General features: G+C 41.9%; 13 protein-coding genes and 1 pseudogene. 11 read left to right on the plus strand and 3 right to left on the minus strand.

Translation table 11 applies throughout. From position 1 onward, the window contains the following. The 3 genes and pseudogenes from PHI47_RS01035 to PHI47_RS01045 all read left to right on the plus strand — a co-directional run. Positions 1 to 1,604, plus strand: a pseudogene (locus tag PHI47_RS01035) (hypothetical protein); the annotation flags it as partial. Between the two features lie 19 nt (positions 1,605 to 1,623). After that, complete coding sequence (locus tag PHI47_RS01040) at positions 1,624 to 2,268, plus strand: transglutaminase-like cysteine peptidase (RefSeq protein WP_299932654.1); 645 nt, start codon at positions 1,624 to 1,626, stop codon at positions 2,266 to 2,268. A 2-nt stretch (positions 2,269 to 2,270) separates the two neighbouring features. Further along, complete coding sequence (locus PHI47_RS01045) at positions 2,271 to 4,232, plus strand: LapD/MoxY N-terminal periplasmic domain-containing protein (RefSeq protein WP_299932657.1); 1,962 nt, start codon at positions 2,271 to 2,273, stop codon at positions 4,230 to 4,232. Positions 4,233 to 4,306: 74 nt separating this feature from the next. Here the strand turns inward: PHI47_RS01045 and PHI47_RS01050 are convergent, their stop codons facing one another. After that, positions 4,307 to 5,140, minus strand: coding sequence for an iron-binding protein (locus PHI47_RS01050; RefSeq protein WP_299932662.1), 834 nt, complete (start codon positions 5,138 to 5,140; stop codon positions 4,307 to 4,309). After that, the gene (locus PHI47_RS01055; RefSeq protein WP_299932665.1) at positions 5,137 to 5,568 is read right to left on the minus strand and encodes an iron-sulfur cluster assembly scaffold protein; all 432 of its coding nucleotides are present in this window, start codon (positions 5,566 to 5,568) and stop codon (positions 5,137 to 5,139) included. Before PHI47_RS01055 ends, PHI47_RS01050 begins: the two co-directional genes overlap by 4 nt. Positions 5,569 to 5,701: 133 nt before the next feature. Between PHI47_RS01055 and PHI47_RS01060 the strand changes: the two genes are divergently transcribed. The 7 genes from PHI47_RS01060 (at position 5,702) to PHI47_RS01090 (ending at position 11,905) form a co-directional block, all read left to right on the plus strand. Next, entirely contained in the window at positions 5,702 to 7,441 is a 1,740-nt protein-coding gene (locus tag PHI47_RS01060; RefSeq protein WP_299932668.1) for a YgiQ family radical SAM protein, read from the plus strand. 102 nt (positions 7,442 to 7,543) lie between these two features. Next, on the plus strand, positions 7,544 to 7,792 hold the full coding sequence (locus PHI47_RS01065; protein WP_295042070.1) for an RNA-binding S4 domain-containing protein: 249 nt from the start codon (positions 7,544 to 7,546) through the stop codon (positions 7,790 to 7,792). Continuing rightward, entirely contained in the window at positions 7,789 to 8,769 is a 981-nt protein-coding gene (trpD, locus tag PHI47_RS01070; RefSeq protein ID WP_299932674.1) for an anthranilate phosphoribosyltransferase, read from the plus strand. Before PHI47_RS01065 ends, trpD begins: the two co-directional genes overlap by 4 nt. Continuing rightward, the gene (tsaE, locus tag PHI47_RS01075; protein ID WP_299932677.1) at positions 8,766 to 9,176 is read left to right on the plus strand and encodes a tRNA (adenosine(37)-N6)-threonylcarbamoyltransferase complex ATPase subunit type 1 TsaE; all 411 of its coding nucleotides are present in this window, start codon (positions 8,766 to 8,768) and stop codon (positions 9,174 to 9,176) included. Before trpD ends, tsaE begins: the two co-directional genes overlap by 4 nt. Beyond that, positions 9,169 to 9,891, plus strand: a complete 723-nt coding sequence (gene lptB, locus PHI47_RS01080) for an LPS export ABC transporter ATP-binding protein (RefSeq protein ID WP_299932680.1) — start codon at positions 9,169 to 9,171, stop codon at positions 9,889 to 9,891. Before tsaE ends, lptB begins: the two co-directional genes overlap by 8 nt. Before the next feature lie 5 nt (positions 9,892 to 9,896). Then, the gene (locus PHI47_RS01085) at positions 9,897 to 11,162 is read left to right on the plus strand and encodes an RNA polymerase factor sigma-54 (RefSeq protein ID WP_299932683.1); all 1,266 of its coding nucleotides are present in this window, start codon (positions 9,897 to 9,899) and stop codon (positions 11,160 to 11,162) included. Further along, on the plus strand, positions 11,162 to 11,905 hold the full coding sequence (locus PHI47_RS01090; protein ID WP_299932685.1) for a TIGR02757 family protein: 744 nt from the start codon (positions 11,162 to 11,164) through the stop codon (positions 11,903 to 11,905). The genes PHI47_RS01085 and PHI47_RS01090 overlap by 1 nt, the downstream gene beginning before the upstream one ends. Here PHI47_RS01090 and PHI47_RS01095 read toward each other — a convergent pair. Continuing rightward, positions 11,902 to 13,851, minus strand: coding sequence for a bifunctional diguanylate cyclase/phosphodiesterase (locus PHI47_RS01095; protein ID WP_299932688.1), 1,950 nt, complete (start codon positions 13,849 to 13,851; stop codon positions 11,902 to 11,904). The two genes, PHI47_RS01090 and PHI47_RS01095, sit on opposite strands and share 4 nt — an antisense overlap. A gap of 146 nt (positions 13,852 to 13,997) precedes the next feature. On the opposite strand from PHI47_RS01095, the gene PHI47_RS01100 reads away from it, so the two are divergent. Next, positions 13,998 to 15,404, plus strand: coding sequence for a TrkA C-terminal domain-containing protein (locus PHI47_RS01100; RefSeq protein WP_299932692.1), 1,407 nt, complete (start codon positions 13,998 to 14,000; stop codon positions 15,402 to 15,404). Positions 15,405 to 15,472 lie beyond the last annotated feature (68 nt).

Below are 15,472 nucleotides of genomic sequence, written 5' to 3' on the forward strand. Positions count from 1 at the left end.
CGGTGAGCTTGACCCAAGCGGGAGCCGACCTGATCAACGGCGGCGGTAACTTGCCAAGCGTCAACGTGACGGTCACCGATCCTTCCAATGCGACCGGAACCGACAGTGAAGCCGTACCGGCAACCACAGCTGTTGCTGATATTCCTACTCTAAGCCCTATAGCTGGCATTAATGCACTAAATGAAGGTGCTACGGTTATTTCGACTGGGAATAGCGATATTGTTGTGACACAATACGATATGGGTGGTGGGGTAACTCAAGCTAATCTAGAATCTGAATTAGGTTTGGCAGCGGGTTCTTTGGATAATCGTTTTGATCCAACGGGTGCAAATGTAAATGACCCGGGATATGTTAATATTATTGACGGAAAAACAACGGAAGCTAGCTACGATATGAATTCGGGCATGACGGTAAGTTGGGATTACACATTCAAAAACGGAGAAAACCTGCAATCGGAAGTAGCAAACGGTTATAATGACCAGGTAATTCTTGTTGTAACAGATCCGAATGGGGTAAAATCCTATGTAATGGTTGATTCATCAGAAAATAAATTCCCTAATTTAACGATTAGTGATACCTATAGTTATACTGCAACAATGGATGGAAAATATACGTTTGATTGGTTAGTTCTCAATAGTGGTGATACCTATAAAGACTCTTCTTTATCCCTTTCGAATGCTAATTTTACTGTTGGTGGAATTGCGTATAGTGCACCAATTGCATTAACGGCGTTGGCTTTAGCTGCTTCTCTTAATGATACAGACGGATCAGAAACATTAAGTGTTACGATTTCCGGAATACCAAGCGGTGCAATTCTAACGAATGGAACACATAACGTTGATGGTAGTTGGACATTGACACCGGATCAGTTATCTAATTTATACATTTTGCCGCCGGATAATTATACAGGTACGATGAATCTTACTCTGACTGCTACTGCAACAGAAATAAGTAACGGCGATACGGCAAGTACAAGTGAAAATTTCAATATTACGGTGAGTGAAACAACATCAACTGTGACAACTGGTTCGGAAGCATCTCAAACGTTGAATGGAACGACTCAAAATGATTTAATTCGCGGATATGCCGGAGATGATACGATCAATGGCGGTAACGGTAATGACATGATCTTCGGTGGAGCTGGAAATGATACACTTGACGGTCAAGCGGGTAGTGATTCATTGTATGGAGGGGTCGGTAATGACACTATCGTGTACGATGCATTGGATATCGTCATCGATGGTGGTGCAGGTAGAGATACGTTGATTTTATTGAGTGGTACGAGTATCGACTTTAGTGCATTGGACAGTAGTAAGATTAGTAATATGGAAGTGATCAATCTAAGTCAAAATGGAAATCACACTCTAACAAATCTCTCTTATTCTGATGTTATTGATATGACAGACAGTAGCCATACACTAACAATTCTTGGTGACAGTGCAAACGATAAAGTGCAGTTAACACAGGCTGATGGTTGGTCTAATAGCGGGACAGTAACCGAATCCGGTCACACCTTTGATGTGTATACATCCAATGGCGTCAATGCCACGGATCCGACCGTAACGGTAAAAGTAGAAACTGTCATAACTGATACAGTTATTTAAAATTACGTTATTATAAGGGATGCAAAATATATTCACCCTTTTCTTCATTATGGCGGCAATTGCCGCCATTCTCCTCAGTTCACCAGAATTTTCTATTGCCAAAGTATTTTTAGATAAGATTGAAAAAGAGTATGGTGTATTCGCTAAGCGGCGGGCTTACGCATTGGTTTCCATGATGAACGACGTTAAGGATGCGGATGAAATGGAAAAAATGGAAAAAGTGAACGATTTTTTCAATCAAACCCCCTATGCATCGGATAAAGAGACATGGGGTGTAAGCGATTACTGGGCGACCCGATTGGAGTTTATCGGCAAGGATAAAGCCGATTGTGAAGACTTTGTTATTGCCAAATATTTTACCCTTAAAGAATTAGGGGTTCCCACTTCAAAACTCTATATGACTTATGCCAAATCGATCCGATATAAAAGTGCGCACATGGTACTTACCTACTATGCAACGCCAAAATCGGTACCTTTGGTACTGGATAATTACAACTACAAAATTCTTCCAGCATCGCAACGTGACGATTTGATTCCGATTTATAGTTTTAGAGGAGATGAACTTTTTAATGCTAAGCAAGCCCAAATCGGGAAGTTGGTTCCTGCCGCAACCCATCAAAAACGTCCGTGGGACGAACTTATTATCTCTCAACATAAGGAATAACGATGAGCTTATTTAAACAACTGGTGCTGATGCTCGGACTCTTTTTAGGAGTTATTTTGGTCTCGGTAATGATGCTAAATTTTAAAACAGCAACTGAATTTGTCCAAAATCAGCTCTATACCGATGCGAAAAATACAGCACATTCATTGGGGCTTTCGCTTTCGAAAGTTGCTGATCCTTCCGATACATCTACTATGGAAACGATGATCAACGCGATTTATGATAGCGGATATTATCAGCGTATTCGTTTGGTTGACATTGATGGTAAAGAGGTTTACAACCGCGAGAGTGATATGCGTGTTAGTAATGTACCTCAATGGTTTATCAAGATGGTTCCGATACATAATGCTATTGCAAAAAGTGATATTATGATAGGGTGGAACCGTTTCGGTACCCTTGAAGTGAGCGGTCATACAGGAAATGCGTATCGACAGCTTTACGATACAATGATCGATTTGGTAAAAACATTTTTAATGATAGGGACTGTTGTTTTTGTATTTCTCTATGTACTTCTTTCTCTTAGTCTCAAATCTCTTAAACGGATACGTGAGCAGGCCAAAGCGATTATTGACAATGAATTTATTATCGAGAAAAAGATCCCTTTTACCACCGAATTCCGTTCTGTTACAATCGCGATGAATGCAATGGTTGAAAAAGTAAAAGATATTTTTGATCGGGAAAATGAGACCTTACGCCGTTATCATGAACTTCTTTATAAAGATACGGAAACAGGTCTTTATAATCGCCGTTATCTCACTGCCAAACTTCCCGAGTATCTTCAATCAGATGTTTCATTATCTTCGGGAGTTTATCTCCTTGTGAGCATAGATGAGATTGACCGTTTCAAACGTGAGTGTGGATATGAACACTATAACCATCTTATCAATACATTAGCTGATGGACTAAATACAGGGTTGAGTCCCTTTCCATCGTCATTGATTGTACGCCTCAATGAGAGTGATTTTTTTGCAACTATTCCAGCTTCAGGAATTATATCTGTTCAGCTTTGTATTGAAAGTCTAATGGCACGGATGCGGACGCTCATAGAATCGATAGATAATCATCTTGTAGAATATTTAACAATTGGCTGTGGAGTAGGTATTTACAGTGAAAATGATACCCTTAAATCACTTTTATCGCGTGCGGATCATGCGGTAACACAAGCGAAACTGCAAGGGAATTTCACAGTCGATTTCAATCTAGAGGGAGATGAAACTTTAGTATTGGGTCGTGAAGAATGGCGTTCTGAATTGCTGAAAAGTTTGGATGAATCACGTATGCTTTTGGCATTTCAAAGTGTAGTAGAACAGCGTAGTGACCACTTGAACGTAATGCATGAAGAGATATTTTTACGTTTATTGGATCGTGACGGAGTTATCCATTCGGCGGGATATTTTATCCCTGTTGCTACGAGTTTGGGGCTTATCGATGTATTGGATCGCTATATGGTTGAAAAAGTGTTTAAACACATCAAAGAGCAAAATCCTGTTACTCCGTTGGCCTTGAATCTCAGCGGTGATTTTGTGAAAAAATACGTCAATATTCAGTGGTTACGAACTCAATTAGAGATATTTCATCGTCAAAGCAGTCTGATACTTTGGTTTGAAGTGAGTAATACGACGGCTTTGCATGAGCTCGAAGCGGTATCTGCGGTCAGTACCATGATAAAACAGTTCGGCTACCGTTTTGGAATTGACCATTTCACGATCCCCGAAGCAGGGGCATATTATCTTCAGGCAATTCGTCCTGATTATGTAAAAGCTAACGGTGCTTATTTGCAAGATATGATGTTTGATAAAGATACCGGTAAAAGCAGAGAGAGTTTTAATAATATTACCCGAAGCCTCGGTATTTCGATTATTGCGATTAACATCGAAGAAGCTCAGGATGTTGAACGCTTAAAAGCTCTCGGTATCGATTGCTTCCAAGGAACTTATATTGCTCCTGTCTCTTTATTACAATAACTCACCCCTTTTTACGGGTGAGAACAAACGCAAAAACAGCTATAACAGCCAATAAAATATAAATATTTCCCTGTTCAATCATACTTTTCTCCTAATAGTTTTTTCATAATTTCTATGTGGTAACTCTCTTGGTAATTGATAAACTCAAAAAATGCAGAGAGTTTTTCGTCTGTGATTGACGATGAGAGTTTACGACATTCTTCTTTGGCACTCTCCTCTTCGAGTATCCCGGAACGGAGAAATTTCCCCATATCGGTGATTTCATAGGTTCGTGGATGGAGTGTTCGAGGAAGTGCCAAAATGCCCATTTTTGCCATCATCTCTCCAAATGAGCGTAAATGAAAGTGTGATTCATCAATGAGATCTTGAAAATGGCTTACTTGGAGTGGAGTTGTGGCACGGATTTGTCGGTAAAAATAGACCATGATAAGTTCGTACTCTTTATACAGCTCTTCAAACAAAAAGAGGGTTAACGAATCGATTTCAGAAGCACTCAGCAGTGCATCCGGCCAATGACGGGAACGGTTAAATGCACTAAGCGGTTCATCCAATGAGAATTTGTTTAGATAAGCAGTTAGCGTAATAAGGATATACTCTTCATCATGGCGCATCCGCTCAGATAAGGGTGTTCCACTGTACAACAGATGAAGCGTTTTAATTTCATTGATCGTCGTCCGAAGAAGAGTAAAAAATGATTCACCCTCAATACTAAATTTTGAATCACGCTCATAGTCATATGCGGAATTGTTTTCATACAGTGACTGAGCAAGCCATTTGAGATGGCGAAATTCGATTTGGGAAAATTCGTAAAGACGATTTTTAACCCACGGATCCTTTACCGAAAAGGAGATAAAGGCCATACGCAGCCAAAGTTGGTGTTTGCGTCGAAAGAGTGTCGCATCAATCATTCTTCTACCTCACATTCCATATCGATTTCAATGGCATAAAGTTCTTCTGTTGAACCTTCGATGCAGTTGCGTTCATGAATTAAAGCCGCTTCAAACGCCGTAAGGACCATATCCGCACACGCTTGTTGTTTTGCGGGTCCAAATGATACTTTATCACGAAGTTTTATTGCCGCCTTTTGGGCATACTCAAGCGATTCTCCCTTAATCATTTCGGTAAACATTGATCCTAATACAACGGTATCCTGACAACCGTTGGTAGCATAACCGACTTCTTGAAGTATTTCGCCCTCTGTTTTGATATAAAACATGACAAATTCACCGCTTCGTTCACTGTGTCCAACCCCTATACCTGTGGGAGCTTTCAGCGGGCCATAGTTGCGCGGATGCATGAGATGCTCGATGATCTCTTGATTTAGATTATTTTCCATTTGATTATTATAACGCAGGTTTTCGTCATTCCCGCGAAAGCGGGAATCCAGCTAAAAAAAAGTTCATCTTAAGCACAAAAGATGGATCCCCGGATCAAGTCCGAGGATGACGACGTTGTGGTACAATCGCGTTATGAAAACAATTACCCCTGAACATCTTCGCTATTTACCCACTACCCGTGCCGAAATGGATGCACGCGGCTGGGATGAATGCGACATTATCCTCATCTCCGGTGATGCCTACATCGATTCTCCGTTTATCGGCGTAGCCGTTGTGGGACGGATATTGGAGCGAGAAGGGTACCGCGTCGGAATTATCGGACAGCCCGATATCACTATGGATGATGTGATGCGCTTGGGGGAGCCGAAACTTTTTTGGGGGGTGAGTGGCGGGAGCGTTGATTCGATGGTCTCCAACTATACTGCAACCAAAAAATTTCGCAACAGCGACGACTACACTCCGGGTGGTGTCAATAACGCACGACCTGACCGCGCGACGCTCGTATACACCAATCTTATCCGCAAACATTTCAAAAACACCGTCCCTATCGTACTGGGGGGAATTGAAGCGAGTTTGCGTCGCGTGAGCCATTATGACTACTGGACGAACAAACTCCGTAAGCCTATTTTATTCGATTCTAAAGCCGATTATCTCATTTATGGGATGGGGGAGGGGGCGATTGTCGCTCTTCCTAAAGCGTTAGCTTCCGGTGAATCCCCTCATAACATTCGAGGGGTGTGTTATATCGCCAAAGAGCCTCGTGAGGGGTATCTGACGTTGCCATCCCATGCAGAGTGTTTGGAAAACAAAGAGCGTTATATTGATCTCTTTGATATGTTTTACAACCATAACGATCCTATCTCTGCAAAGGGATTATGTCAGGAAGTGGATGGGCGTTACAGTATCCAAAATCCTCCCGCTGATTATCTGGATGAGAACGAGATGGACGCGGTTAGTGCGTTGCCTTTTACCCGTGAACTTCACCCTTATCATCGACCGAAGGGGACAGTAAAGTGTTTGGAAACAATCAAATTCTCTATCATGACCCATCAGGGGTGCTGGGGGGAGTGTAATTTTTGTGCGATCGGTGTTCATCAGGGGCGTACTATCCGCACCCGTAGTGAAGAGTCGATTGTAAAAGAGGCAACCCAGTTTACCGAGTACAAAGATTTCAAAGGGATCATCAGTGATGTAGGTGGTCCTACCGCCAACATGTATGGTTATGAGTGCAACAAAAAGCTCAAACACGGTACGTGCGATCATCAGAGGTGTGTCGATGATACCCATCTGTGCAAATCGATGAAAGTGGATCACACCCGTGTTATTAACCTCCTGCGCCGACTTCGGGAAGTGCGGGGGATTAAAAAAGCGTTTGTCGCTTCGGGGGTTCGCTACGATCTGATAAATGAGGATAAACGCCAAGGGTATGAGTATCTCAAAGAGATGGTGAAGCATCACATCTCAGGACAGATGAAAGTTGCCCCTGAGCATACCTCGGATCATGTTTTGCATCTGATGAACAAACCCGGCAAACAAACCCTCGTCGATTTTAAAAAGCTCTATGATAAATTGAATAAAGAAGAAGGTAAAAAGCAGTTCTTGACCTACTATCTTATCGCCGCCCATCCGGGATGCACCGAGAAAGATATGCACGATTTGAAGCGCTTTACGACCGATGAACTCAAGATGAATCCCGAACAGGCACAGGTCTTTACTCCGACTCCTGGAACCTATTCGGCGGTGATGTACTACACCGAGATGGATCCGCAAACGCGTAAAAAAATCTTTGTTGAAAAAGATACCGCGCGCAAAGAGAAACAAAAACAGATCGTTGTTGCCAAAGACTCTTTTAAAAGCGGTTTCGCGAGTTAAATAGTGAGCGTAAAAATAGTGGAACAATTTTTGCGCTCTTACCTCTCTTTTAGCTTTCATTACCTACAATAACCACTTCAAACTCAATACTACGGAACCTCTTTGCGAATCGATAAATTTTTAAATGCGGTCAATCTGACCAAACGCCGTGCCGTAGCTCAGGATATGATTGGCGAGGGTGTCGTCTACATCAACGATAAAGCGGTAAAACCCGCTAAAAACGTTGCGGTAGGGGACATTATCACTCTCGTGTATCTCGAAAAACAGATGCGTTATGAAGTGCTGGCGATCCCAACGATCAAATCGACCCCGAAATCACAGCAACATCTCTATGTCAAGGAACTCTCATGATCGCTACGAAATCCGATTTTGAAGCACTCTTTGAACATAGAATGGATGATAATGAGATGCGGGAGTTTTTACTCTCTCTTAGTCTCAATGAAGAGACCTCTTCGGAGATGATTGCAACGGCGGCAGAGGTGATGCGTACCCACTCGATCATCCTCGAAGTCCCTGCTGAACTCAAACCAAAACTCATCGATGTGGTCGGAACAGGGGGAGACAAGAGTGGGAGTTTTAATGTAAGCTCTACCGTCGCCCTCGTCCTCGCCGCATCGGGCGCATATGTCGCAAAACACGGTAATCGTTCTATTACTTCCAAATCGGGGAGTGCGGATGTGCTCGAATATTTGGGGGTGAAACTGGATCTGAGTTTAGAGCAGAGTTCGGCACTTCTCCAAGAGTGCGGATTTACCTTTTTATTCGCTCAATACCACCATCCGGCGATGAAGTTTATTATGCCGATACGCCGCTCGATCCCTGAAAAAACGATCTTTAATATCCTTGGACCGCTCACCAACCCTGTCGGACTCTCTAAAATCCTCTTGGGAGTATTTGATGAGGTATTCGTTCCTAAAATGGCGGAAGCGGCGCGAACGTTGGGGATGCACTCGGCGATTGTGGTGAGTTCGCGCGAAAAGATGGATGAAATCAGCATTAGCGACATCACCTATGCGGGACATTTGAAAAACGGTGTAATCGATTATTTCGAGATCGATCCGCAAATGGTTGGGATCAAAAAAGCTCCTTTTGAAGCGATTCTCGGAGGAGAAGCGGAACAAAATGCTCAGATTCTCACCAATATCTTGAATAACCGCGCTACCGATCCTCAACGGGATATGGTTTTGATTAATGCGGCTTACGCCCTTGTAGCAGAGGGGATGGCACGTGATGTTCAAGAGGGGCTTGAAATAGCCAAAGAGACCCTTCTAAGCGGGAAAGCGGCTAAAAAATTGGATCAAATCGTGTCGGTATCATCTAAACTATGAATAAGCTTACTTTAGAAGAGTTGCCGCAACTTTGTTCTGACATTACCGAATTACTTCCCAATGGGGGTGTTATTATTCTCCAAGGAGATTTGGCCAGTGGTAAAACGACCTTAACGCAGGCTTTTGCCCACTATCTTGGGATGAAAGATTCAGTCACTTCTCCGACTTTTTCTCTGCAACAGCGTTACGGCGAGAAGCTCTATCATTATGATCTCTATAACTACGGATTCGAGAAATTTTTAAGTCTGGGGATGATGGAAGAGTTGGAGAGGGATGGTTATCACTTGGTCGAGTGGGGCGATGGTGCTCTTATTGATTTAATTAAACGATGCGGAATCGATTGTCTTATTTTAAAAATTACCAAATGCGATGAGCAATCGCGATATTATGAGGTGCAGCGTGCATGAGTTAAAAGTCGATCATTTGGTCAAAACAATTAAAAATCATGAAATCGTTCGCGGTATCAGTATGGAACTGCGTACCGGAGAAGTAGTAGGGTTGCTCGGACCCAACGGCGCGGGTAAAACAACGACGTTTTATATGATTTGTGGATTGATCGAAGCGACAGGCGGTAAAGTTTATATCGACGGTGAAGATGTTTCCAACCTACCGCTTCATCAGCGTTCACGAATGGGGATTGGTTATCTCCCGCAAGAGGCTTCAATCTTTAAAGACCTTACGGTCGAGGAAAATCTTATTATTGCGGCTCAAGCAGGAAAACTGAGCAAAGAGATGGCGGATAAACGGATTGAAGAGCTATTAGAGATGTTTAACATTGAGCCGATCCGTAACCGTCGTGGGATCAATCTTAGCGGTGGAGAGCGTCGTCGAGCCGAAATTGCTCGTGCACTGGTAAATAAACCTCGTTTTTTACTTTTGGATGAACCGTTTGCCGGAGTAGACCCGATCGCAGTGATGGATATTCAAGGTGTAATTTCGCAGTTGGTGGAGTATGGAATCGGTGTGTTGATTACCGATCATAACGTTCGTGAGACGTTAGCGGTATGTGATCGGGCGTATGTTATTAAAAGCGGTGAGCTGCTGGCTTCGGGGACGAGTGATGAGATCGCCAATAATGCCGATGTTCGTCAACATTACCTCGGTGAATCGTTCAAGTTTTAGCGTCCATGTTACGGGTTAAAACAAGCGTCGAGCTAAAAAATAAGCTTTCCAATACCCTCCGTAACTGGTTGCCGATTTTGCAATCCAGCCTCAGCGACTTGGGTGAAGCGATGGCTCCGTTTGTTGAGGGAAATCCTCTCATCGATGTCAAATCGGGATACGAAGAGTCTTTTGAGTTAAGAATCCCGAAAAAAATCCAATACGGCTATGTCCAAAATTCGCACAGCGAGGCGATTGAAGCCCTAACCATTCAGCACAAAAGTTTGTATGAAGTACTTGAAGAACAGATGGATACTTCATTGTTTCCGACGCCGATATCGCGTGTAGTGGCGACTCATATTATCGAGAATCTGGATGAGGGGGGCTATTATGAGGGAGACTGTGATCTCTTTTGTGCCGAAAAAGGGATTACTCTCGATCAATTTGAAAAAATTCGTCTTCGATTCATCCATATGGAACCCGTTGGTATCGGTGCACGAAATGTCAGCGAGTCATTTTTATTTCAACTTGAATCCGCAGTAATCAGTGATGAAGGATATACCCTTGCACGAGAAATTATTACCCATTTAGAAGAACTCGGGCGTTACCGTAAAGAGTCTGCATTTGAGGAAGCGATGAGGATTATCGGAAGTTTCAAGAACCCTCCTGCAATCGACTATCTGGAAGATTCAATGCAGGTAATACCCGACCTAATGATTCATAACGATCCTGAAGAGGGGATTGAGGTACGGTTGAATGATCGTTACTATCCTGATATAACTATCGACGCGGCCTATGGGGTCGATCATCCGTTTGTCCGTGATAAGCTCAAAGAGGCAAAAAGCCTTATTGATGCATTGGAGATGCGTAAAGCGACATTGTATAAAGTAGGATTGATGATTGTCGAATATCAGTATGACTTTTTTACCGGAGGTGCCATCAAACCGCTGACGCTTAAAACATTAGCTGATGAATTCGGTCATAACCCTTCCACTATTTCCCGTGCAATTGCGAACAAATACATCGCGTGCGATCGCGGTATCTATCCGATGAAAGATTTCTTTACCACGGCTATCGATGAGGATGTTTCTAATGCTGCGATCAAAGAATATGTCGGAGAATTGGTCAAAAATGAATCCCATAAAAAACCGCTGAGCGATATGAAGCTTTTGGAAATGATCCAGGATAAATTTAAAATCACTATGGTTCGACGTACCATTGCCAAGTATCGCAAACAACTCAATATCGCCGGTTCAAGCGAGCGTAAGCAACTCTATCTTTTAGGTCGATAGTGAAAGAGATACAAGCGTATTTGGATGCTGAGGTAGAAGCTCGTAACTGTGTGGACGAATTGTGCGAAGAACGACCAGACCCTCTGATGATTGCGCGTAGAACAATGGATCAGCATCACGCCCTCACATGTGCTTTATTCGCCTATGGCAGTGCCAAGGCTATCGTTGCTCTTTTAGCTTCTTTTAACGATGATTTATATGATTTGGAAGAAACTTTTTTACGCAAAAGGCTGGAAGGCAAATATTATCGTTTCCAAAATACCGAAGATATTATTCAATGGTTTTGTACGTTACAAAAACTCAAAGCGGTTGGGGGGGCTGAAAAGGTCTTTATGCGAGGATACGGTGAAAATTCTCTATTAGAAGGGATAAATACCTTGATAGTAGCTCTTTATGAACTAAATCCGTACCGTTCCAGGGGATATGAATTTTTGATTGGCAAACCGATCGTAAGCATTGCCAAAGCTTCAGCGATGAAACGTTGGATGATGTATTTACGCTGGATGGTACGCCATGACAGTTTAGATATGGGATTATGGAGCGGCGTGAAAAAAAGTGATTTGATTATGCCTTTGGATACCCATACGTTTAATGTGTCTCATCGATTGGGGCTTTTAAATCGTAAACAGTGCGATATGAGAGCCGCACTCGAACTCACAGAGACGCTCAAGCGATTCGATCCCTCTGATCCCCTCAAATACGATTTTGCTCTTTATCGTATCGGGCAGGAAAAATTAGGTTAAAGGCTTAAAGCAGCAGGCTTACCGGTATAGTATCCTTGAGAATAGGTAATACCGATGGTTTTGACATGTTGAAATAACTCTTCGGAACTGACAAATTCAGCAATCGTTTTAATCCCGAGTTTAGAAGCAAAATCAGCGATTGATTCAAGGACTATTGCGTGTTTTGGATTGTTATTGATATTTTGTATCAGTGAACCGTCAATTTTAATGTAATCAATATCAAGGCGGAGAATATTTTCAAGACTGGAATAGCCTGTACCGTAATCATCAATAGCAATTTTGGCTCCCAATCTTTTCATACGATGGATAAAATGGATCACCGCATCAAAATTATCAATCCCCTCAGATTCTAATATTTCAAAGACAATACGATGTGCGGTATCAGTCTTTACTATCATCTCTTCGATAAAACGGACGGTATTGTGGTCCTCTATATCACGGATTGAGAGATTAACCGAGAATTCTTCATTTCTATCTTTAAACGTATTACAGGCATGCTCTATGACCGTGCGAGTAATTTGGGGATAAAGACGGGTTTTTTGTGCGGTTTTAAGAAAATCAAGTGGAGGAATAATATTGGCAGCTTCATCAATCATCCGGACCAGGGTCTCATACTTTTCGATTCGTCCGGTTTGGGTCGAGACAATAGGCTGGTAAAAACAGGTAATTCGTCCCGAATTGAGTGCTTTGTGAATGGTTGCCGTGAGCGCGATATTAGCTTGATATTGCTCTTCAACATGATTTTCACTGCTGTAGAATGCGATATGGTTACTCTTCTCTTTGGCTTGATGCAATGCGATATCGGCATGAGCGAGAGAAATTTCCGGTTCGGCATCAATTCCTATAGTGATACTAAGGGAGACGGTCTCTTCACCGACACTAAATGGGTGATCAATTAGACGGTTGAGCAGACGATGAGATAGTTCTATAAGTGCTTCTTGGGTCAATTCTTCGTCGATAAGGATGGCAAATTCATCCCCGCTCAGGCGGTACGGATTAAGATCAACTGTTTTAAGCCAATGCCCCATTTGCCGAAGGAGATCATCCCCGATCGAAAAGCCGAAAAAGTCGTTGATTTCTCGAAAATTATGGAGGTTGATAATAATTAAGGCATTGTAGGTATAGCGATCCATATCGTATTGGAGACGATGACGGTTCGGGAGTTCAGTGAGAGGATCTTCGAAACTTTGAGAGATCAGTTGTTTGGTCTTTTCTTCTACTTTGGTCTCGAGTATTTCATTTACTTCACGGAGTTCATCGGTGGCGGAACGGACTTTAGCTCGTAAAAATGTTGCAGTACCTTCCAATGTGTTGCGATAGATGAGCAAAAACGGTAATGCTCCTAAAAAAATAATGAGTGAAGTCGCGATTGCTTTAAAGGCCGCCGCGTTAGATAGTTTTTGAATAGAGCCTACTTCGATATCAGCACCGATGATGTAGCGATAGCCTGAAGGGGTGGTGTAAGGGATAAATAGACTGCGAAACTTCCCCCATTGATCCGATTTTTCTTTCATATCCCAGACAATCTGATTGGTTTTAAGGGCTTTGATCATATCGGAATTGGCCGGATAGATATCAAAAAATCGGGTTAAATTTTGACCGCTGACGAGTTCGTGATTTCGGGCACTGCTGGAGGTAAATCGAAGTTTTCCGGTATTATCTAAAACCAATGAATAAATATACTCAACCCCCTGGGCATGGGCTAAAGCGGTGAGAGCTTTGATGGTATCCGCATCTTCAACGGCAGAGGGAGATGTTGTTAGTACTCTATCGTGGTAATGATCCCCGATGACAACATTCGCTGATATAACAGCTTTTTCAAGAGTAGAATTTATATTTTGGTTAATCAGTTTTTGCTCATGATCAAAATGATAATAACCTAATGCGATCAAGGTTGCAATAAAAAAGAAAAATGCGAAAAAAAACTTTTTAGCATCAAGTTGCATTTAAACTCCTACTTCATAACAAAGAAGTGTATCATATTTAAATCAAAAAAAATAATAGGGCACATATTAAATTTTTTTTTTACGCAGTATGTAAATGTGGTACAATCTCATCCTAAAATTAAGCAATATAAGAAGTTTGCACGGTAATGAAAAAAATATTAATCATCAGTGACGGAGCTATCGGTCACCATTATATTGAACGCGTTATCGGTACTTATACCAGTGAAAATCTTTATTACATTGTCCAAACACAAGAGAATGATTTTCAAGGATTTAATCCTGCACGATTCAAGTTTTTTCAATTTGATACGACCAGTTTCTATAAAATTTCTAATCTTTTAAAAATGGATTTCTGGCAAGTTGTTTTGGTGATGGAAAACATAAACGATTTGGAACATACGATTAAAAATATCCGAACGTATAAACCCTCTATTCGAATTATTGCATTGGATCTGTGGAATGCAACCAGTCCCGATGATGATATTGAGTGGGTTAATATGCAAGAACTCATTGCCGCAAACTTGATCGATTATCTCCCAAATATCCCCGTTTTGGCCAAAAATATCGGTTTAGGCTCCGGGGAAATTATGGAAGTCCTGGTTCCCTTCGGGAGTTCGTTTGTCTATCGTCATATCGGTTCGATTGAACAAAAAAATTGGAAAATCGCCGCTATTTATCGTAATAGACAGTTAATCATTCCCAGTGACAATAAAATGATTCAGCCGAACGATACGTTGGTATTAGTTGGAGATCCTACGGTGCTACGATCGATTTATCGAGCGATTAAGCGTGAGCTTGGGCAGTTTCCGGCTCCTTTTGGATCTAAACTTTATCTTTATATTGATATGAGTATTGAAAAAGCATCTTCGATTATGGCGTTGGTTCGACGCAGTGTCTACATCCAAAAAAAGCTCCGTCAGCCTCTTATTATTAAGGTAATCAATCCGGGCGATATTGATGTTTTACGGATGATTAAAGCCTCCGTTCAGGGTAATGTAACGATTGAAATATGTTATGACGGAAAGCCGGATGAGGGGATGATTCTTAGCGATATTAAAAAATACCATATTGGTCTGTTTTTGGTTTCTCATAGAGCTTTCGGATCACTTTCCATCCGTAAAAAACTCTTTGCCGGAAATGTGCCGGTACTGAAACTCGCTGAACGTTCTTTCTCATCGTTGAGTGAAAGTGTCGTTATTTTGAGTGATGAAGGACATATTGAAAACATTTCAACAACCATTTTTGACGTTTCTTCGCAGTTTGGATTTAATTTGGAATTGATAGATTATACGAATGAAGAAGGCGCCCATAAGAGTGAAGTAATAGAGCATTTTAATAACCTTTCGGCAATTTTTTCAAAATCAATTCACGTATCGAAACAAGAGACAAATCCTATTCGGGAATTGCGTGATCGAGAAAATTTTCTCCATGTTTTGCCGTTCACCTCCAAAATGTTTATGAACCCTGTCAGTGCCTTTTTTTCGACTGATCCCGAGGTCCTTTATCGAAAATTAGGCCGCTACCATCAGCTTTTTATTCCTACACAAATTTAAAGCTTACAGAGGCTTTTAAGTCACATTTTTGTATCATTTAGCCATTACGTATAACTTTATTCAGCAGG

This window comes from Sulfuricurvum sp., from assembly GCF_028713855.1.
In the GTDB taxonomy this organism is placed as follows: Bacteria; Campylobacterota; Campylobacteria; order Campylobacterales; family Sulfurimonadaceae; genus Sulfuricurvum.

Coding starts and splice junctions, on each gene's coding strand:
- tsaE (WP_299932677.1), top strand. CDS start 8,766: ATGAATAAGCTTACTTTAGAAGAGTTGCCGCAACTTTGTTCTGACATT.
- PHI47_RS01100 (WP_299932692.1), top strand. CDS start 13,998: ATGAAAAAAATATTAATCATCAGTGACGGAGCTATCGGTCACCATTAT.
- PHI47_RS01060 (WP_299932668.1), top strand. CDS start 5,702: ATGAAAACAATTACCCCTGAACATCTTCGCTATTTACCCACTACCCGT.
- PHI47_RS01040 (WP_299932654.1), top strand. CDS start 1,624: ATGCAAAATATATTCACCCTTTTCTTCATTATGGCGGCAATTGCCGCC.
- PHI47_RS01095 (WP_299932688.1), bottom strand. CDS start 13,851: ATGCAACTTGATGCTAAAAAGTTTTTTTTCGCATTTTTCTTTTTTATT.
- trpD (WP_299932674.1), top strand. CDS start 7,789: ATGATCGCTACGAAATCCGATTTTGAAGCACTCTTTGAACATAGAATG.
- PHI47_RS01055 (WP_299932665.1), bottom strand. CDS start 5,568: ATGGAAAATAATCTAAATCAAGAGATCATCGAGCATCTCATGCATCCG.
- PHI47_RS01085 (WP_299932683.1), top strand. CDS start 9,897: ATGTTACGGGTTAAAACAAGCGTCGAGCTAAAAAATAAGCTTTCCAAT.
- PHI47_RS01045 (WP_299932657.1), top strand. CDS start 2,271: ATGAGCTTATTTAAACAACTGGTGCTGATGCTCGGACTCTTTTTAGGA.
- PHI47_RS01050 (WP_299932662.1), bottom strand. CDS start 5,140: ATGATTGATGCGACACTCTTTCGACGCAAACACCAACTTTGGCTGCGT.